Here is a 19,671-nt window from a genome sequence, read left to right as displayed (position 1 = left end):
TTTTTGTTGCTTTAATGGTATGTATATAATTAACACTATTTTTATTATTTTCCCTTCTAGTTTTAGGTCTTATATTTTCGTGCAATCGAAGCCCGTTAACGCTATTGTGTCTTAATCGCAATTAGTTTGAGGTGGCTTTATGAAAATCGCAATGTTCAGTACTAAATCCTACGATGTTTCTTCTTTTGAAAAAATGAACCAATCATATAGTTTTGAATGTCAATTTTTTAATTTCAGGTTAACCAAACAAACCGCTGCAATTGCCGAAGATGCAGAAGTGGTGTGCGCCTTTGTGAATGATGATCTCAGTGCGCCCGTACTTGAAAGGTTGGCCAAGCAAGGTACCAAATTAATTGCTATGCGTTGCGCAGGTTTTGATAGAGTTGATTTAGAGGCCGCTAAACGTTTAGGACTGCAAGTCGTTCGTGTTCCTGCTTATTCACCAGAAGCCATTGCCGAACATGCGGTTGGTATGATGATGTGTTTGAATCGTCGTTTTCATAAAGCGTATCAACGTACTCGTGATGCGAACTTCTCGCTTGAAGGTCTTACCGGCTTTAATTTTTATGGTAAAACAGTCGGTGTGGTAGGCTCAGGGAAAATTGGCTTTGCAACCATGCGTATTCTTAAAGGTTTAGGCATGAATATTTTGTGTTTCGACCCATATCCAAACCAGCAAACCATTGACCTTGGTGTCACGTATACCACACTTGATGACATCTATCAGCAAGCGGATGTCATCACACTTCACTGTCCGTTAATGGATGAAAATCGCGATATGCTCAATACTGACTCTTTTAAAAAGATGAAAGATAACGTGATGATCATCAATACTAGTCGTGGTGGACTGTTGAACTCATCTGATGCGATTGAAGCGCTTAAAATGGGTAAAATAGGGGCGTTAGGTTTGGATGTTTATGATCATGAGAAAGAGCTATTTTTCCAAGATAAATCCAATGATATTATTACTGATGATACTTTCCGTCGCTTATCCGCCTGTCATAATGTGATTTTTACTGGACATCAAGCTTATTTAACCGATGAAGCCTTGCAAAATATAGCGGATACTACATTGGCGAACATCAAAGCTTTTTCTCAACAACAAACGTCGGGTAACGAAATAATTAACATCAATTAAGCTTATTTTCAGGGGAGATCACTACCATTCTTCCATCTTAGCGCTAATTCCTGTATAAGGGCGCTATGAAAATACCCAATAGAATACAACCCCTGATCGATGAAGGTTTAATCGATGATGTGATCGCTCAGTTAATGAGTGGTAAAGAAGCGACCGTGTACGTTATTCGGTGTGGCGAAGAGATCCGCTGCGCCAAAGTATACAAAGAAGCCGATAAACGCAGCTTTAAAAAAGCAGTGCAATATCAGGAAGGTCGTAAAGTTCGAAACAGCCGTCGTGCTCGCGCCATGGGCAAAGGCTCTAAATTTGGTCGTGAACAACAAGAACAAGTGTGGCAAACCGCTGAAGTCGATGCGCTATACCGTTTAGCCGATGCTGGGGTGCGCGTTCCTCAGCCATTTGGTTGCTTTGATGGTGTGTTGATCATGGAATTAGTCACCGATGCTACCGGACACACTGCGCCTCGTTTAAATGATGTCAGTATGTCGGAACAAGAGGCTATTCGTGATCACGCTGTGGTGATGGATTACGTTAAGCGTATGTTGTGCGCTGGCATCGTACATGGTGATTTGTCCGAGTTTAACGTATTGGTCGATGGCGAAGGTCCGGTGATCATCGACTTACCTCAAGCCGTCGATGCCGCAGCGAACAATAATGCTCAATGGATGTTAGAGCGCGATATTACCAATATGACTCAATATTATGGTCAATACGCGCCACAACTGCTCGATAGTCAATATTGCAAAGAAATGTGGGCGTTATACGAAGTCGGTGAATTAAAGCCAGATACCAAATTGACAGGGGAGTTTGAAGAAATTTTGATCAATGCCGATGTCAATCTGGTATTAGATGAAATTCAAGCCGCCTTTGATGAAGCGCAAGAGCGTAAACGTATCATGCAAGAAGCGGAAGAAGACTAAACCCTTCGTACTTGAAGCCGCAGCTTTGTTGCCTGCGTTAACTCACCCCAATCACTTAGGCAAGCTTTCTATTTATAAAAGAAAGCTCATGGGGTTTCGTTCATTTGTCGCCTAACTGCAACGTCAATTACTTTGGGTTATGACCGTTATCATTAAGTTGAAATGAACAGATTGTATCGATTATTTGATGCTTTTTAATAAATAAACTATAAGCGATGCAATGGAATGCCGCAGATGTTGAAGTGACCCTTCACTGTCTGCGGCATTTTTTGTTTTTAAACCATACAGTAATTAGCGACAGAGTAATCGCTTGTAACCACAAAGACGATTTAGGTAATATTCACACAATAAATCTATTGATATAAAATTCTATCTAATTACTATCCATCCAGTTTTTAAATCTGACTATTTCTAATTTTAAAGAGAGTTTTCATGTGAAATAAACTAAATGTATCCATGATGTTCTGTCAGATGATGTTCGGATTTTCGTTTTATGGCGTAATGGTCATATTAACGCGATTTTTCATACATGAACTGAATTACGATGAAGTGGACACCATGATGGTGGTGGGCGCATTTTCATCAATAGGCCCTTTGTTTGCTATCGCGGGCGGTTTTATTGCCGATAAATTCCTCGGTGCGTACCGATCGTTAACCATTTCTTTTTTAGCTTTCACTTTAGGGTATGCGTTATTGGTACTTGGGGCGGCGGATCTTAATATTCCATTGAGCTTAACCGGTATTGCACTGGCCAGTTATGCGCGTGGTTTGATGTCTCCGGCGTATCCGATAGTGTATAAACGCACTTTTGCTAATGGGCAAGATTTTGAAAATGCCTACCCAATCAACTATTCCGTCAATAACTTTGGTTCATTGATTGGTAAATACATCTTCCCACTGGCGGTATTGGTGATTGGTTTTAACGGCAGCTTTGCTTTATCGGTAGTGATGGCGTTTGCCGCGATGCTGATTTTACTGTTAAACCGTAAAAACTTATTAAGTGCATGTAATGAGAGTGAGCGACAACCGGTGAGCATGAAAAACTGGCTGTCATTTTTTGCTTTATCGATTGCTATGGTCGCTCTCGTGTTCTTCATGTTTTCGAATATGGATGTGGGGCAAAATATCGTATACGCCATTGGCGGCGCGGCGATTTTATACTTCATTTCTTTAATGGTAAAAGCGGATAAAGCGACCTGATTAAAAATGGGCACAATCTTAATCATTATGTTCTTAACCACATGTTTTTACTTATACTACGGACAAATGATGACTTCGATGACCATGGTGGCTATTAACACTATGCGTGGTGATTTGTTTAATATTGTGCCAATTGCGCCAGAAGCACCGATGGCAATGAACCCATTCTGGTGCATCATTGCTGGGCCATTTATTGCCGTTTTATTTGTTAAATTAGAAGCAAAAGGGGTCACCTTTACTACCGCAACCAAAATTGGATTCTCGTTTATCTCGACTGCGATTGCGTTTGGTATTTTGACCTTTGCGGTAATGAATGTGGGATCGAATGCGCAAATACGCCCTGAAGTGTTCTTCTTAGTACATTTCTTCCAAGCATTATCAGAAGTGATTGTTGGTAGCTTGGTGGTGGCGTTTGCCTTTGTTTCGTCTTATATCATTAAAGTGATGCTCAATAAGGCCAATGACATTGATGATAAAAACAGTGGTATTAAAGAACAAGCTGAGTTGGTTGAAGCTAAAATCTAATAGCGTATTCACTTAGATGTAAACCAATTTGAATTTATCAACACAAACCAGCTCACGGTGAGCTGGTTTTTAGATAACCTTTACACTGTGACGGGCAACTAAGGTTGGTTCAAGTTGGACAATTTGTTGAGGTGATTTGGGTTCGTTAAGTCGTGCAAGTAAAGTATCTACGGCTGTTTTTCCTAATTGGTGTTTCGGTTGATGGATAGTGGTAAGGGAAGGGGTGATATATTTAGCGAGTTGGATATCATCATAACCGATAACAGAGATATCATTAGGGATATGAAGACCATCTTGAGATGCTGCATTGATTAACCCCATCGCCATCATATCGTTACATGCAAATAAAGCGGTTGGTAAAGAACTTCCTTGCGCTAAAGAACGTCTTTTAAATGTTTGATAAGCATTGAAACCACCATCACATTCAAAATTCCCTTCGGCAATCCAGTCTTGATTGATAGCTATATGATTATCGGTTAAAGCTTGTTTGAAGCCATTAAAACGTGATATAGCTTGGTTTCGATGTAATGGACCGGTCACACAACCAATTTCTTTATGGCCACGATCAATTAAGTATTGTGTCGCTAAATACCCACCTTTGTAAGAGTTATCTTGGATCTTATCACTCGCATATGCCATAGGCCCCCAATCCATCACCACGATTGGCAGTTCAGGGTAACGAGAAAATATTTCAATTTCTTCACCCTCCAAAGTCGAACACATGAGCATTAAACCGTCGACACGTTTTTGTAGAAGGGTATTAATCGAGGCTTTCATACGTTCGCTATCCCCTTCTGTATTACACAAAATTAAGTTATAACCTTTCTCATAGCAACGTCGCTCAACTCCCTTTAAGACCTCACCAAAAAATGGATTAGTGGATGTTGTAACTAACATTCCAAGTGTTTTTGTGCATTTCATCTTTAAACTACGCGCTAAAGCTGAGGGGGCATAATTTAGCTCTTGTGCTGCATTATTGACACGTTTTGCAATATCTTCGCTTACAAATCGAGTTTGATTAAAAACATGGCTCACAGTTGATGTAGAAACTTGAGCAATTCTTGCGACATCTTTCATTGTTGCCATGTTTTGTTGTCCTATTTAATTAAGTAGAGCGTTTTGTTGTAGTAAAAATGAATCAGTTTCTTGCCTGTATGGTATTGATGTTTGTGCGCCAAAACGTGTAACAGAAAGTGCCGCCGCCGCATGTGCAAACATAATAGAGTCTTCAATATTCTTATTTTCTAATAAGCCTGTTACAAACGCACCGTTGAATGTATCGCCAGCGGCTGTCGTGTCTACAGCGGTAACCTTAAAGCCCTGAATTAGTTTTCCGTTTCTATTTTCACTTAACCAGACACCTTTTGAACCCAGCGTGATCATAACAGTATCGATACCTTTATCATGCAAAATATTAGCGGCATTTTGGGATGATTCATCATCGAATACTTTTATTCCTGTTAAAATTTCTGCTTCAGTTTCATTCGGAGTGATCACGTTTACTTGGGCTAAAAGTGTATCGGGTAATTTTCTAGCCGGTGCTGGGTTTAAAATAACAGTTACGGTATGATCAGAGGCTGTTTTGGCATAATTCACTGCTGTTTGAATTCCCTCGAGAGGTGTTTCAAGTTGTAATAATAGATAATCACAACACTGGATAGCTTGAATATGGCTTTCGATAATACTTGTGGTTAGTAAGTCGTTTGCTTCTGGGGAAAGACAAATTGAGTTTTCACCATTATCAGAGACCTGGATCATCGCAATCCCGGTTGGTGTTGAGGGCGCAATGTGGATACAGTTAGTATTTATCCCATCAGTCTTAAATTCGTTAATTATATTTCGACCAAAATCATCAGAGCCGACGCTAGCAATAAAACCAATGTCTGCACCTAACCTAGCAGCGGCAACAGCTTGATTTGCTCCTTTGCCACCCGCGATGACTTGATAATTTCGGCCAGTTAATGTTTCCCCTGGGCGAGGAAAAGACGGCACTTGAAGAACATGATCAGCATTAACACTACCTAAAACCATCAGTTTATTCATTAATTTCATCCTTAAGTTGATCAGATCAGGGTTGTTATGAGGTTATCGCTCTAGAAACAAAGTGAAATTTATTTACACAACAATAAGTCATTTGAGGCGTTCAGACGATCTTTCCATAGAAAAAGTGAGGGTGGTTTCACCCTCACTAGCTGAGGTTATTTTGTGATGATTTTTAAAGGAACTGGAATGTGTTTCTCTACGGTTTCTCCTTTAAGTACTTTATCTGCAGTTTCAACACCTAATGCGCCAATAAGTGCTGGTTGTTGAGCAATAGTTGCGCCTAGAATTCCGCGCTTTACCGCTGCAATTCCGTCATCAGTACCATCAAATCCAACAATTAGAATATTTTTACCAGATGCTTGAACTGCACGTAATGCTCCTAATGCCATTTCATCATTTTGTGCAAAGACTGCTTGGACATCACCATTAGCAGCTAAAAGGTTTTCCATTACGTTCAAACCCTTACTACGATCAAAGTCAGCTGGTTGACTAGCGAGTAGATCAAGTTCTGAATTTTTCACTACATTCATAAAGCCTTCACCACGTTCACGAGCTGCAGAAGTTCCTGCAATACCTTCAAGTTGGATCACTTTGGCTTTTTCTCCAACTTTTTCCATAATGTATTTACCAGCCATTTCACCACCGGCGACGTTGTCAGAGGCTATATGACTTACTACATCACCACGGCTTGCACCACGATCTAAAGTCAATACAGGAATGTTGGCTCGGTTGGCAATTCTAATTGCATTTGAAACTGCATCAGAATCAGTAGGGTTAATTAAAATCGCTTTTACGCCACGGACTGATAAATCCTCTATGTTTGATAGTTCTTTGCTTGGATCATTTTGTGAATCAAGTACGATTAGTTTATAACCTAATTCTTTGGCTTTAGACTCAGCGCCATCTTTCATACTAACGAAGAAAGGGTTATTTAAAGTTGATACAACAATTGCTAATGTATCTTGGGCGTGAGCAGAAACAGACATCGTACTGGCTAACACAGCAGCAGAAAGTAAAGTAGTAAGCTTTTTCATTTTGTTATTCCTTTTGTAGGGGAGTCTATCAATTGACTCTATTATTATGTTTACGGTTAATAAAATTATTTGTTTTTGTTATCGACCATTACCGCTAATAAAATCACCAAAGCTTTGGCTATCATTTGGTAGTAAGACGATACATCTAATAAATTTAATGCGTTATTTAAGAATCCAATGATGAAAGCACCGATTAGGGTTCCCATAATCCGACCACGTCCACCTACGAGGCTCGTTCCACCAACGACAACTGCAGCAATCGCATCCAATTCATATCCCATGCCAGCAGTCGGTTGAGCGGAAGACAAACGTGATGTCACAATAATACCGGCGAGGGCAGATAAGACGCCACAGATTGCATACACACCAATTTTTACTCGATCAACATTAATACCCGATAAACGAGTTGCAGACTCATTACCACCTAATGCATAGATATAACGTCCAAAACGTGTGTGGTTAAGTAAATACCAAGCGGCAGCAAACACTACTACCATTATCCAAATAGGTACGGGGATACCCAAGGCGTAGCCTGTACCGAACCAAGCGAAACTATCAGATACCTCAGTAAATCCGGTAGAGATTGGGCGACCATCGGTATAAACCATAGTGACGCCCCGGAGTAATGTCATAGTGACTAGCGTCGCGATAAAGGCTTGTACTTTGCCTTTCGCGATAATAAAACCACTAATGGCACCCAAACCTGCGCCTGCAATCAAAGCAACGGGCACCGCAATCAAAACGGGCACTTCCATTGCAACTAAACTTGCTGCAAATGCACCACATAGAGCAAGAACCGAACCAACACTTAAATCAATGCCAGCAGTCAAAATAACGAGTGTCATACCAACGGCAATAATCGCGCTTACCGATGTTTGTCGCAGGATATTTAAGATATTGTCAACAGTGAAGAAGTTTGGGCTCAAAAATGACACTACAACAATCAAAAAAATAAGTGCGATTAGAGATTTTTGTTCGACTAACCATTCCTTACTGATTAATGGTTTTTTTATGGCATCTGGTTCTTTTGATTTTACGCTATTACTGCTCATGCGACGTCCTTATTAATGTTTCTACCGACTGCACAAGCCAGTAGTAATTCTTGATTTGCTTGTTTTGCATCAAATTCGCCACTGATCTTCCCTTCATGCATGACTAATATTCGGTCACTCATTCCAAGTACCTCCGGCATTTCTGATGAAACTAAAATGATGCTCATTCCTTCTGCTTTAAATTTATTAATCAATTGGTAAATTTCTTTTTTAGCTCCAACATCTACACCACGAGTGGGTTCATCTAAAATTAAAATATTAGGTCGAGTCATTAAGCCTTTAGCGATGGCTACTTTTTGTTGATTACCACCCGATAAATTGCCAATTATTTGATTTCGAGTTGGCGTTTTTATATTGAAAAGCTCGATAAAATCATCGACAGCCATCATTTCGCTTTTATGTTGCAGTTGTATGTTTTTACTGAAATGCTGCAAACCAGAGAGCGTCATATTTTCTTTAACAGATAAACATAAAACTAACCCGTCGCCTTTACGGTCTTCTGAGATATAGGCAATACCATTAGAAAGTCCTTCTTGTGGTGACTTGGCATGGACTGATTTGCCTTCAAGTAATACTTCACCTGATTGATAGGGAAGTGCACCATAAATCATTTTCATCAATTCAGTGCGGCCTGCCCCCATGAGTCCAGATATACCGAGTATTTCTCCTTTTTTCAGTAAGAAGCTGATGTCATGTATTCCTTTACCGTTTAAGTTTTTTACCTCTAAACGAGTATCACCTGATTGCACTGATATACGCGGATATTGTTCATCCAACTTACGACCAACCATCATTTCAATAAGTGCATCTTCATTAGTGCTTTTTACCGTGCATTCACCAATAAATTTACCGTCGCGTAATACCGTAATATCATCACAAATTTCAAATATTTCTTTTAAGCGATGAGAAATATAGACGATGCCACAACCTTGATCGCGTAACTCATTGATAACCTTGAATAGAAATTCAGTTTCTTTATCAGTTAATGCATCAGTAGGTTCATCCATAATGATGACTTTAGACTCGAAAGAAAGTGCCTTAGCTATTTCTACCATTTGTTGCTCGCCAAGACTCAACTCACCCAATAATGTTTTAGCGCTTCTCTTTACGTTTAATCGAGCCAATAATTTATCTGCATTATCGTACATTTCTTTCCATAAAATACGACCAAAGCTATTAGTGATCTCCCGCCCTAAATAGATGTTTTCGGCGATACTGATTTCAGGAATGAGATTTAATTCTTGATGAATAATACTAATGCCTGCGTGTTGAGAATCTCGAGGACCTTTGAATGTCACTGGTTTGTTTTGATATTGAATATTGCCGGAGTCTAAAGAATAGATACCAGTTAACACTTTCATTAACGTAGATTTCCCAGCACCATTTTCTCCCATTAAAGCCATTACTCGGCCGGGATAAACATTTAAGCTGGCTTCGTCTAGGGCTTTTACTCCAGGAAAAGATTTCTCTATTTTATTGAGTTCTAAGATGGCTTGATTCATAACCATTCCTCGCTTTAAAAAATTACACCAGACTGAAATATTACGTTTGCATAAGGGGTACATTCACCTGTTCTTACAATACCCTTACTGTCGTTAGTTTTAATTTTTAGATCTTCATGTGATAGATAAGTGACTCGAATCTGTTTTCCTGAAATTTCTTCTTCTTGTTTAATTCTACTTAAGATATCAGCATGGGCATTAGGGCTAACTTGCTTGAACTCGTTTGCTAAGATGACACCTTCGATTTGAGATTCTTTTAAGAAAACATCAACGGTTTGAGCAAAGCTTGGCACACCATGGGTGAGAGCTAAATCAATTCTTTTCACGTTAGAAGGAATGGGTAATCCAGCATCACATATAGTCACTTCGTCGGTATGACCAAGTGTGGCAATTAAGTGAGAAAATTCTGATTGTAGTAGGACGCTTTTTTTCATATGGATAAACCTAATTATAAAGTCTGTTGCAATGTGAGCGAAACGTTTCGATGAAGTGTAGTGGCTGATTATCAAAAAGCATTGGTGTCATATACGTTTTGTGAAATAGATCATCGAAACGTTTCGATGGCAGGCTGTAGTGGTGATCATAATCACAAGAATTTATTCATGATTTCATTTTGGTATAGTTATAAATGAGACGTTTTTATGAGCATATGATTGTAAAAAGTAAGGCTAAACGGCCAATGATGCGAATAAACTCTCTATTCGCATCATCTTATGATTTGATTAATAGATGTAATCTAATCAGGTTTACAAAAAACCAGTGCCAGCGGCAGAAGTACGCGTTATGTACTCAATGATTAGTCTTTTCAAAAAGTCAGTTTCAAGTAAGATGACACCTATCTTGAAAAGCACCGCACCCTATTAATTCAAACCAGAGCGCTTATGAACTTTGAACCTATCGACATTCCTTTTAATTATCGTCATACCTGCTGGTTTTGTGGTGAACCTGCAGCGGATATGCTCGATATTCCACTGGCGATGAGAAATGTGAAACTTTGCACTCATCAGCCGATCTCTGTGCCGATTTGCGCTGAATGCCAAACTTTTCCGGTGCAGCAGCATTGCAATTCGATTTGGCAGCATCGTGATTATATTAAGCAGCGTTTAATGAAGGTGTACGCCAAGCATTTAGGTATTGGGTTAAATTGGACTAAACAAGAATTGGAAGAAGCCAGCTTTGAAGGCTCAATTTTTGAGGGTTTTAGCCGCAGCGCATGGGCCATGTATCAAATCGCCAATGAACGAGTGCGTTATGCTGGCTGGGATTTAACCGTTGCGGGCTCTGCAATTGGCTATGATGATAGCGCTGGTTTTGAATTCGATGGCGTGCGCTTTGCCAGTCAAGAAGCGTGTATGAATTATTATTGCGCTGCGCAAGGGTTAAATACCACGCTGTTTGAAGGCGTGTTGAACGTTGTCGGTTATCAACGCTTTAGTTATGCACTGAAAATTAGCCAAATTAATCGTAAAGCACGTCATTATGAGATCATAAAAATCATTGATGAGATCGAACAGCAAGAGCTCGACACGCAACAAATTCATGCGGATAACAGCGTAAAAGAAAATCAATATCAACTGGTTGCAATTGACATGGGAGAAGCGGTAGTAGAGCCACAAGCGATTGAGTGGGCACTAGATAATGATATTGAAACCTTAGAGCAACTCGAACAAGCAGAAGATGAATTCTTTGATGCATTTGCGCATTTAGGCGGAGTTCAAGCATTTCAGTTGTTTAATGGTTTGCAATTGTATCTTGCCGCTCGAGCCGATGATAAATGGATTGCTCAGTTTGATTTGAATCGAGAGGCTTGGATGTAAACTTGTTGTACTAGCTTGTTCGTTGAAAATCAACGTTAAAGCTCCTCAAGCTGGAAATAAAAAATAGACCGTCGTGATTTTTGAATTCAAGTTCAAAATCACGGCGTTTTTTTTATATTAATAGAAAGATGAAAAGAATAAATGTGATGCAAGTCTTAAATTTAAAGTCGTTAAGTATTAATTAACATCGAGTATAAAATTGAAAACGTAATAAATTTATTTCAATCAATACACACCTTTATTCAAGGTGTTTAACCCAATCTGAGGCGTATATTGTAGCTAAGTCGAATTTAAGGCAATGTTATGAATGTATTAACGCGTCACTCTGATTATAGTCTCATTAATAATGCAAATATAAACATCGATATAAAATCAACCCTATTTAATGAAACACATGATCGCGCAAAATATAATGTCTCATTAGTGGGCGCCGGCCCTGGTGGTCCTAATTTATTGACCTTAAAAGCCTATGGCATCTTGCAAAAAGCGGATGTAGTGGTGTTTGATAATCTGGTTTCGCCACAAATTCTTAGCCTGTCGTTAAAAAGTATTAACCGAATTCGAATATACCAATTAATAATCTTTTATAGAGAGACTTTATATGTCTAAATATTTAACCAATACTGAGTTTGATAAGGTGATTAAGCAGTTAATGCCTGATTACCAAATTAAAGCGCCAGTCAGAGAAGTATTTGGTGGCCGTTTTGCTCACACCGATAATATTGTTTATGGCGATATCACTCAGACTGACGATATTGTTTGGCAAGAGAAATCCCACTTCTCACCCAATGAAGTGGTTACCCCTGTGACCGAGACGTTATTTCATTTTAATGGCTCTGAATTAAAGCAATCGACCATCGATCCAAGACCCACCATCGTGTTTGCTCGCGCTTGTGATATTCATGGTTTAAAGCGTCTGGATAACATGTACTTGAAAAATGGTGGTAATGAATATTTTTACTACAAACGTCTACGCACCAAACTAAAAATTGTCTTACTTGAATGCAAGAGCAGTTTTGATAGCTGTTTTTGTGTCTCGATGGGTACCAATAAAACCCAAGATTACGCCGCTTCAGTCCGTTTTGATGACCAAGGCGTATCGATTGAAATTAAAGATCAAGATCTCGTCAGTTATTTTGATGAGATTGGTTGCGATATTGAGTTTGCAGCTAGCTTTGTGCAAGAAAATAAAGAAGTGGTGTGCACGCCCGATTCCGTGTGTGACTCTCCAAAAGTGATCCGAAAAATTCTTACTAATCATGAAATGTGGGATGAATTTGATAAGCGTTGCATCGCCTGTGGTCGTTGTACCACTTCGTGCACAACCTGTTCATGCTACAGCGTGTTCGATGTGGCGTATGAAGAAAATGAAAAATTCGGTGAACGTCGTCGTCAATTGTCGAGCTGCATGGTGGATGGTTTCTCTGACATGGCGGGTGGTCATAATTTCCGCAACAAACATGGCGAGCGTCTACGTTACCGCGCATTGCATAAAGTCAATGATTACAAAGCGCGCCAAGGTGAAAACCACATGTGTGTGGGTTGTGGTCGTTGCGATGATCGCTTCCCACAATATATTTCATTTAGCAACCTTATCAACAACATGACCGATACCGTCGCAGCAGAACTTGCTGCCGAAGGAGAGAAATAATGACTTGCGAAAATAAATGCCCAGACTGTTATTGTCACGATCATGATCACGAAGAAAATAAACTCTTGCCCAAAGCATATCGTATTATCGACATCATCAAACACACGGACAACGAGTGGAACTTCCGAGTTGAAAAAGACTTTGATACCCACTTCGGTCAATTTGTTGAAGTCTCGCTGCCGATGGTGGGCGAAGCGCCAATTTCAGTGTCTGATCACGGCGAAGGGTATGTTGATTTGATGATCCGTAACGTCGGTAAAGTGACAGGTAAACTGTTCCATTTAAACATTGGCGACAGTGTTTGGATGCGTGGCGTGCATGGTAATGGTTACCCGATGCAAGAATATCAAGGCAAACACATGATCGTGGTGGCCGGTGGTACTGGGTTGCTCCGGTGAAAGGCTTAATGAATCATTTTTGCCAAAATCCGAATGAAATCAGTAAATGGATATGATCCTCGGCTTTAAAAACAAACAAGCCGCGTTATATAAAGAAGAATTACATCAGTGGGATAAAGTGCAAAACTTGATCGCCACGTTAGATGAAGCTGATGATGACGCTTTTTATCATCAAGGCCTTGTGACTCAACACCTAGATAGCTTAGATTTTTCTGATATCGATGAAATTCAAGCCATCGTGGTCGGTCCACCAATCATGATCAAATTTACTGTGCAGGGCTGCTGGCCAAAGGATTAACCAAAGAGCAAATCTGGGTTGATTACGAACGTCGTATGGCGTGTGCAGTCGGTAAATGTGGTCATTGCCGCATTGGTGATAAATACGTTTGCGTCGACGGACCTGTGTTCCGTTTTGATCAAGCAGAAGACATGATTGACTAGGTGAGGAACACATTATGGGTTTAGATGTAGATATTATTAAAACGCGTGCTAAAGGTGATTTTCGTCTGTCTAAAGTTCGTGGAGAGTGCATGATCAGTGTGCGGGTTCCGGGTGGGATCATGCCGGCGCATTTATTGTCTGTGGCGCAAAACATTGCTGAAACTTGGGGTAATGGCGTTATTCACCTTACCACTCGTCAAAAATTAGCGATGCCGGGTATTCGTTATCAAGATATTGATGCGGTTAACAAAGCACTGGAACCGTTTATTAAAGATATCAGCATTGATATGTGTGATGTCGGTATTATTGGTATTGCTAAAATGACCTTTGATGCTTCGCGTTGTATTGGTTGTGGCGAATGTGTGTTGGCATGCCCAACGATGGCTTGGCAACGCGATGCTAAACAACTGTATATGGTGAAATTAGGCGGTCGTACTTCTAAGAAAACCCCACGCGTCGGTAAAACTTTCCTTAAATGGGTAACAGAAGATGTGATCCAAGGCGTGATCAAAAATATCTTAGCGTTTGAAGAAGAAATGCTAAAAGGTGAACCTGTGTATTTACTGGGCTGAAGACGAGTATGTAGCCGATATGCACGTAAAAGGTACGCACTAAACGCACAATTTAAACCAGAAATATCCCCTACGTCTGAGGTTATCCACTTCAATGTGAATTTAAGAGGCGATAGGGGATAAAAGGATAATATTATGATTATTAATTTTAATGCTAATGAAGTGCTGATCATGGCTGAAGAGATCGAAAAACAAAGCTGTGATTTCTACGTGAAAGCGGCAGAGCAAGTTGAAAGCCAAGAAAATCGTGACTTCTTACTCAAACTGGCATCGTTTGAATTTACCCATAAATCATTTTTCAAAGAATTACGCGCAGAATTAGGCTGTAATGAAAAAGAAGCGCCGGTGTTTGATCCCAATAACGAAGCCAGTGCTTATTGCCGCTCGTTTGCTCAAATACAGTCATTGTTTGATGGCGATGCCGACTTTAACGATATGCTTAGTATCTTGAAATTTGCCATCAATAAAGAGAAAGATGCAATTTTGTTCTACTCACGCATCAAAGAGTTTGTGCCAGAAGTGAAAGGCTCAGAAAAGCTTGATGAAATCATTGCAGAAGAGCACTCGCATATCAAAATCTTAACGGCTTATGCGGATAAAATCGCGATTAATGCGTTTTAAGTGATTTATTCAAGCAATTGAATGGATTTCAATTGACGATCTTAAATGTAAACGCACGTTTCCAACCGACCTCACTCAAGTAGTGGAACTTGCCAATTCACAACATTACAGCGCTCATTTGGGCAGTTATATACAAGGGCAGAATGAAATGATCAATACGTTACTAAGCAATAATTAGCCGAGAAATATCACACGACTACTTCTTCATCACGCAATTGGCGCAAATAGCGGTAAATAGTATGCACCGAAGTATCGAGTTCGGTGGCGGCGATTTGGGCGCTGTCTTTAATATCAAATACACCAAGATCAAAAAGTTCGGTCACGATTTCACGGTTTTTCTTCGATGGGGCAATGTTGGTGTTGGCTAGCACGTTATCACGCACAGTATGGATGGTATCAAGCATGGCATCACTGTTACTTTTGGCGAACACTTCTGGGGTGATATTGCCTTCATGATAGTGAGGAATTCCCGGCAACAGTGCTTGCATGACCGATTGAAAAGGGGCATCAAGGTTTGAATTGACACAAATAAGGCCAATCGCTTGTTGGGATGAATTACGAATAATGGTGGTGTACGAACGTAAGGTTTTACCGTCGCTACTTTTGGTGATGTAAGGCGAGGAAACATCGTAGCCTTCTTCCAGTTTTAGCAGTGCGATATTGGTGATTGGCGCGCCGACTTCTCGCCCGGTGATGTGACCATTGGCGATTTTGGTTACGCAAGGATCATCTTCATCTAACGCATGTAGCAGCACTTCAGTATGCTCCCCAAACATGGTGGCTATGGCATCGACCATAGTTTCCATCGCATGTAAAATTTCGCGGTCGGTTGGGGTTAGCTTATACATAGGGACTCCATTCTTATCTGCAGATTTTAATCATAACAACAAAGTATTGATATAAAAAAGGGCAAGATCAAAAAAGCCGCCATTAAACGGCGGCTTTATGACATATTTGTTTTTAATCAACAGTCAGAACATCATTGACAATAGTGGCTGCGATTGCAAACCATATTAAGCCGACATGATATCGATGATTGTTGCATCAGTACCTGTCATACCCATAGTGACCATGCGGCCTACGTTACGGATACTTTTCTCAACATCTTGTGCTACGATGCCTTGGCTTTGAGCTTGTTGGCTGTTTAGCGCCATGATAAAGCCAGTTACCGCTGCGCTGGTTGAGGTCTTAACTTTCATTGCGCAGGTTGATTTTGCGCCGTCACATACCATACCAGAACAATCGCTTAGTACGTTTTGGATCGCGTGACAAGATTGCTCAAATGTTCCGCCTGCAAGATAAACCAATGCCATAGAAGCGGCCGCACTTGTCACTGTGTTACCACAGAAAGCTGAAAGTGGTGGGTAGTAAGATTTAATGTAAATCGCACCCAAATGGCTCATGATCAATGCGCGAGCAAGTTGTTCTTCGCTTGATTTGTAGTGTTTCGCCACTTCTACCACAGGGATAGTCGCTGCAATGCCTTGGTTACCGCTGCCGAAGTTACTCATAGCCGGTAATGTTGCGCCGCCCATACGAGCATCTGATGCTGCTGCTGTTAACATGATGATGTTATTGGCAAGGCCGTCACCAAGCAGTTTGCTTTGAATGCTTTTTTCAATGGTACGACCCACTTCTAAGCCGTATGAATTTTTAAGACCTTCTTCTGAAAGCTTAGAGTTTAATGTCGCTGCTTCTAGAATAAATTTGATGTCATTGAAATCCGCTTGAGTGGCATACTGGTAGATTTTTTCTACGCTAATGTCCACACCATCACAGATAGAGCCGGTAGATTGCGCGGTTTCAGCTGATTGTTGGAAAGTGATTTCATCGTTTAGAGATTTAGTCACGATTTGAGTGTGGCCACCGCTGATCTCAACAAATGCTTTTTTGTCGCCAGCAAATGCTTCTACTTTACAGTAGATGAATTCTTCAACGTCAGCGCGACTAACTGTTACGTTGCCCGCTTCAATAAAGCTAACCGCTTGAGTCACATCGTCTGGTGTGATTTGTGCTAATACTTCTAAAAGCGCTTCTGGATTTCCCCCAATTGCCCCAACAGCCGCAGCAATCGGTAAACCAATTTGACCAGTACCAGGAACAAAAACACCCATTGAGTTTTTGTAAAGGTTGTCAGACACCATTACGTGCAAACGCTCTGGTTTTTCACCAAGAAGATCAGCGGCAACAGCAGAAGCGTAAGCGGCTGAAATTGGTTCAGTACAACCAAGCGCTGGTTTAACAACTGAATTGATGATTGCTTTGTATTGATTCCATTGGGTATTCATAGGGGAGACCTCTTATATCGTTTATCGTTATATTTTTTGTCAGTACGATGTATTAAGCGCGGTGAGCGATAGCTTCAATTTCCACTTTCACACCCATTGGTAAATCTTTTACTGCAAAGCAGCTGCGCGCTGGGCAATCTGTTTTGAAAAATTCTGCATAAACTGCGTTAAATGCAGCGAAATCAGAAATGTCTGATAGGTAGCATGTTGTTTTTAATACGGTGTCTAAGTTACCGCCACCCGCTTCGATAACCGATTTTAGGTTTTCTAAAGACTGACGAGATTGCTCGCTGATACCGCCTTCGGCTACAGCGCCTGTCGCTTTAGAGACCGGTAATTGACCAGAAGTAAAGATAAGGTCGCCGTAAAGATTGCCGTGTGAATATGGACCGATAGCTTCTGGAGCTGATTGAGAAGTAATTACTTTAGTCATGATTTTTTATCCTGTCAGTTTAGGTTCAACTGTAGTTTAGTTTTTTATTTGAATGATTTGCAAATTATTTTGCTTTTAGTTTGGTGAAAACAATGTTTTTGTAAATGATCTATAGTCATAAGTTGTTGTTATACATCACGTTTTAGTGATTTTGTGACGGGGGGCATATTTTATTTTTTCAAATCAATGTGCAAAAGATAATTTTCGGCTATTATAAACACCAGAAGATAGACGGACCTTTTTCTTTTTTAATAATAAATTGCAAATAAATTTTAACTCTAAGCTATTAAGTGAGCAGTATGAAAAAGCAACTAATACAAGCGGGTCTTAAATCGATATTCCCATTATGCGTTGGCGCCTTTCCGTTTTCTTTTATTGTCGGTGCGGTCAGTATCAATGCGGGTATGACCGTTTTCCAAAGTACAATGTGGTCAATGACTGTGTTTGCCGGTTCTGCACAGATGGTCGCACTAGGCTTAGTCCAATCATCTAGTGAAATGCTAGTGATTATGTTAACGACCTTTGTCATCAACCTTCGTCATGTGCTTTACAGTGCTTCGCTTTCTGATCATGTAAAAGAATATTCGCTGCCGATGCGCATGTTTATGGCCTACGGCTTAACTGATGAAGTGTATGCTTCTTCTATTCAAGAGATGAAAGAAGAAAAACCAAATCGTCATTGGTATTACTTAGCGGTCATGTTGGGTTTCTGGATCAACTGGGTTGTGGCGGATTTCCTTGGTGCAATGGTGGGTTCATCGTTCCCTCAAATAGCTAGCTATGGTTTAGATTTCGCCATGGTTGCCGCTTTTATTGCGATTGTTATTCCTCAAGTGAAAAATCGCGAATGTATCGTTGCTGCTGTGGTTGCAACGGTAACGGGTATTTTACTATCGGGCCTTCCTTACTCGTTAGGTCTTGTAGTTGCTGCAGTTGTGGGTGTGTATGCGGGTTACCGTATGGATTTATCAACAGAAGCAATGCAAGAAGAGGCAAAAGCACAAGCCAAACTTGAATTACAACAAGAAGCGTTAGAGCGTAATACTGTTGAGTCAGAAGATGCGACTTGTTTCACTAAAACTGTAACCGAATAGAGGATATCAACATGCATACATCATCACTATTAACTAGCCATTACGTTATCTTATTATCATTTGCGATGGCAGTTGCGACTTTTGCAGTTCGTTTTTCTGTTATTGGTATGGCTGGCAAATTTAATATGTCAGAACGCTTTAAGAAAACATTACGTTTTGTGCCGGTGACCGTTTTACCTGCAATCATTGCGGTTGAGATCTTAGGAACCGGTGCACACTTAGAGTTTAACTTACATAACCCCAAAGTATGGGCCGCGATTGTTTGTACTTTGGTTAGCTTACGTTTTGGTTTGATTTGGGTAGTCGTGAGTGGCTTAGCATCATTGATTTTCTTTGAAGCATACTTAGGTCCAATGACGCATTTCTTAGCGCCTTATCTTGGTTAATTGATAAACCGTTCTATTATTAAGCCTCATCATTGATTTGATGAGGCTTTTTTTCGTTTTAAAATTGTAAATTTTGTTATTATGATTTGTAGTTTAACCATCCTGTTATTCAGCTTTTAATCCAAGGACCCTAAGTGTCGCCACCAATGAAACCTTTATTACTTATTCTGGTCAAGCCCAATAGGACACCTGACTTTGTAATTTTTCATAGTCGATTGGCGTTAAATCACCAAGCGTAGTATGCAACCTTTCATGGTTGTAATACCGGATATATTCTTCAACATCTTCTTTGATTGCATCACGCGTTAAATAAACCACATTGTAGTGGTACGGTGATTTTGGCCACTACACTGGGGCAATGGCAATATTGCACAGGTGATTTTCTTGTTTGCGATTAAAAAAGAAGATTACGAAGAAGCAATGGGCTTATACGAACTGTTTGTTACCTTTATGGATTCAAAAGCCGTCCCCGCATTGCTTACCTGCCGTGGGTTCGCGTCTTTTATTCACTTTGCTAAGCAATGTTGGTTGAAGTGTAAGAAAGAGTGGTGATGAG

Annotated in this window: 21 protein-coding genes and 3 pseudogenes; 14 read left to right on the top strand and 10 right to left on the bottom strand. The window is 40.3% G+C overall.

Going from position 1 to position 19,671, the window contains the following annotated elements; translation table 11 throughout:
* The first annotated feature begins 139 nt into the window (after positions 1–139).
* The 3 genes and pseudogenes from GFB47_RS13975 to GFB47_RS13965 form a co-directional block, all read left to right on the top strand.
* Positions 140–1,138, top strand: coding sequence for a 2-hydroxyacid dehydrogenase (locus GFB47_RS13975; protein ID WP_153448650.1), 999 nt, complete (start codon positions 140–142; stop codon positions 1,136–1,138).
* A gap of 65 nt (positions 1,139–1,203) precedes the next feature.
* On the top strand, positions 1,204–2,058 hold the full coding sequence (locus GFB47_RS13970) for a PA4780 family RIO1-like protein kinase (protein WP_153448649.1): 855 nt from the start codon (positions 1,204–1,206) through the stop codon (positions 2,056–2,058).
* 456 nt (positions 2,059–2,514) lie between these two features.
* Positions 2,515–3,672 (top strand): annotated as a pseudogene (locus GFB47_RS13965) (MFS transporter); the annotation flags it as partial.
* 180 nt (positions 3,673–3,852) lie between these two features.
* Here GFB47_RS13965 and GFB47_RS13960 read toward each other — a convergent pair.
* The 6 genes from GFB47_RS13960 to rbsD form a co-directional block, all read right to left on the bottom strand.
* The gene (locus GFB47_RS13960; protein WP_153448648.1) at positions 3,853–4,869 is read right to left on the bottom strand and encodes a substrate-binding domain-containing protein; all 1,017 of its coding nucleotides are present in this window, start codon (positions 4,867–4,869) and stop codon (positions 3,853–3,855) included.
* Positions 4,870–4,884: 15 nt separating this feature from the next.
* Positions 4,885–5,826, bottom strand: a complete 942-nt coding sequence (gene rbsK / locus GFB47_RS13955) for a ribokinase (protein WP_153448647.1) — start codon at positions 5,824–5,826, stop codon at positions 4,885–4,887.
* Between the two features lie 155 nt (positions 5,827–5,981).
* Positions 5,982–6,860, bottom strand: coding sequence for a ribose ABC transporter substrate-binding protein RbsB (gene rbsB / locus GFB47_RS13950; protein ID WP_153448646.1), 879 nt, complete (start codon positions 6,858–6,860; stop codon positions 5,982–5,984).
* Between the two features lie 65 nt (positions 6,861–6,925).
* The gene (gene rbsC / locus GFB47_RS13945) at positions 6,926–7,912 is read right to left on the bottom strand and encodes a ribose ABC transporter permease (protein ID WP_153448645.1); all 987 of its coding nucleotides are present in this window, start codon (positions 7,910–7,912) and stop codon (positions 6,926–6,928) included.
* Positions 7,909–9,414, bottom strand: a complete 1,506-nt coding sequence (rbsA, locus tag GFB47_RS13940) for a ribose ABC transporter ATP-binding protein RbsA (protein WP_153448644.1) — start codon at positions 9,412–9,414, stop codon at positions 7,909–7,911. The genes rbsC and rbsA overlap by 4 nt, the downstream gene beginning before the upstream one ends.
* A gap of 14 nt (positions 9,415–9,428) precedes the next feature.
* On the bottom strand, positions 9,429–9,848 hold the full coding sequence (gene rbsD, locus GFB47_RS13935) for a D-ribose pyranase (protein ID WP_153448643.1): 420 nt from the start codon (positions 9,846–9,848) through the stop codon (positions 9,429–9,431).
* 447 nt (positions 9,849–10,295) lie between these two features.
* Here rbsD and GFB47_RS13930 point away from each other — a divergent pair, with 447 nt between their 5' ends.
* The 8 genes and pseudogenes from GFB47_RS13930 (at position 10,296) to GFB47_RS13905 (ending at position 14,914) form a co-directional block, all read left to right on the top strand.
* Positions 10,296–11,231, top strand: a complete 936-nt coding sequence (locus GFB47_RS13930) for a hypothetical protein (RefSeq protein WP_153448642.1) — start codon at positions 10,296–10,298, stop codon at positions 11,229–11,231.
* A 303-nt stretch (positions 11,232–11,534) separates the two neighbouring features.
* Positions 11,535–11,840 (top strand): SAM-dependent methyltransferase, encoded by a 306-nt coding sequence (locus GFB47_RS16805; RefSeq protein WP_153448641.1) that lies wholly within the window; start codon positions 11,535–11,537, stop codon positions 11,838–11,840.
* The gene (gene asrA / locus GFB47_RS13920; RefSeq protein ID WP_153448640.1) at positions 11,833–12,882 is read left to right on the top strand and encodes an anaerobic sulfite reductase subunit AsrA; all 1,050 of its coding nucleotides are present in this window, start codon (positions 11,833–11,835) and stop codon (positions 12,880–12,882) included. Before GFB47_RS16805 ends, asrA begins: the two co-directional genes overlap by 8 nt.
* Complete coding sequence (locus GFB47_RS16620; RefSeq protein ID WP_225874318.1) at positions 12,882–13,280, top strand: FAD-binding oxidoreductase; 399 nt, start codon at positions 12,882–12,884, stop codon at positions 13,278–13,280. Before asrA ends, GFB47_RS16620 begins: the two co-directional genes overlap by 1 nt.
* A gap of 46 nt (positions 13,281–13,326) precedes the next feature.
* Positions 13,327–13,578: a hypothetical protein gene (locus GFB47_RS16615; RefSeq protein WP_225874317.1), complete on the top strand. Its 252-nt coding sequence runs from the start codon at positions 13,327–13,329 to the stop codon at positions 13,576–13,578.
* A gap of 35 nt (positions 13,579–13,613) precedes the next feature.
* Positions 13,614–13,721 (top strand): iron-sulfur cluster-binding protein, encoded by a 108-nt coding sequence (locus GFB47_RS16610; RefSeq protein ID WP_225874316.1) that lies wholly within the window; start codon positions 13,614–13,616, stop codon positions 13,719–13,721.
* Between the two features lie 14 nt (positions 13,722–13,735).
* Positions 13,736–14,284, top strand: a pseudogene (locus GFB47_RS13910) (4Fe-4S binding protein); the annotation flags it as partial.
* A gap of 144 nt (positions 14,285–14,428) precedes the next feature.
* Entirely contained in the window at positions 14,429–14,914 is a 486-nt protein-coding gene (locus tag GFB47_RS13905) for a ferritin family protein (protein WP_153448638.1), read from the top strand.
* A 188-nt stretch (positions 14,915–15,102) separates the two neighbouring features.
* On the opposite strand, the gene GFB47_RS13900 is transcribed toward GFB47_RS13905, so the two are convergent.
* From GFB47_RS13900 to GFB47_RS13890, 3 genes are all read right to left on the bottom strand, one after another.
* Positions 15,103–15,762: a helix-turn-helix transcriptional regulator gene (locus GFB47_RS13900; protein ID WP_153448637.1), complete on the bottom strand. Its 660-nt coding sequence runs from the start codon at positions 15,760–15,762 to the stop codon at positions 15,103–15,105.
* Positions 15,763–15,927: 165 nt separating this feature from the next.
* A complete protein-coding gene (locus GFB47_RS13895) occupies positions 15,928–17,202 on the bottom strand; it encodes an L-cysteine desulfidase family protein (protein WP_153448636.1) in 1,275 nt (424 codons plus the stop codon).
* A 52-nt stretch (positions 17,203–17,254) separates the two neighbouring features.
* Positions 17,255–17,635, bottom strand: a complete 381-nt coding sequence (locus tag GFB47_RS13890; RefSeq protein ID WP_153448635.1) for a Rid family detoxifying hydrolase — start codon at positions 17,633–17,635, stop codon at positions 17,255–17,257.
* 299 nt (positions 17,636–17,934) lie between these two features.
* On the opposite strand from GFB47_RS13890, the gene GFB47_RS13885 reads away from it, so the two are divergent.
* Positions 17,935–18,729: an AzlC family ABC transporter permease gene (locus GFB47_RS13885; protein WP_153448634.1), complete on the top strand. Its 795-nt coding sequence runs from the start codon at positions 17,935–17,937 to the stop codon at positions 18,727–18,729.
* An 11-nt stretch (positions 18,730–18,740) separates the two neighbouring features.
* The gene (locus tag GFB47_RS13880) at positions 18,741–19,115 is read left to right on the top strand and encodes an AzlD domain-containing protein (protein ID WP_153448633.1); all 375 of its coding nucleotides are present in this window, start codon (positions 18,741–18,743) and stop codon (positions 19,113–19,115) included.
* 171 nt (positions 19,116–19,286) lie between these two features.
* On the opposite strand, the pseudogene GFB47_RS13875 reads toward GFB47_RS13880, so the two are convergent.
* A pseudogene (locus GFB47_RS13875) lies at positions 19,287–19,439 on the bottom strand (IS3 family transposase); the annotation flags it as partial.
* A gap of 60 nt (positions 19,440–19,499) precedes the next feature.
* Between GFB47_RS13875 and GFB47_RS13870 the strand changes: the two are divergent.
* Complete coding sequence (locus tag GFB47_RS13870; RefSeq protein WP_153448631.1) at positions 19,500–19,667, top strand: hypothetical protein; 168 nt, start codon at positions 19,500–19,502, stop codon at positions 19,665–19,667.
* Positions 19,668–19,671 lie beyond the last annotated feature (4 nt).

Origin of the sequence: Vibrio algicola (assembly GCF_009601765.2) — a bacterium.
In the GTDB taxonomy this organism is placed as follows: domain Bacteria; phylum Pseudomonadota; class Gammaproteobacteria; order Enterobacterales; family Vibrionaceae; genus Vibrio; species Vibrio algicola.
The sequence above is the reverse complement of the archived record's forward strand: the minus strand, read 5'-3'. Positions and strand labels throughout refer to the sequence as shown.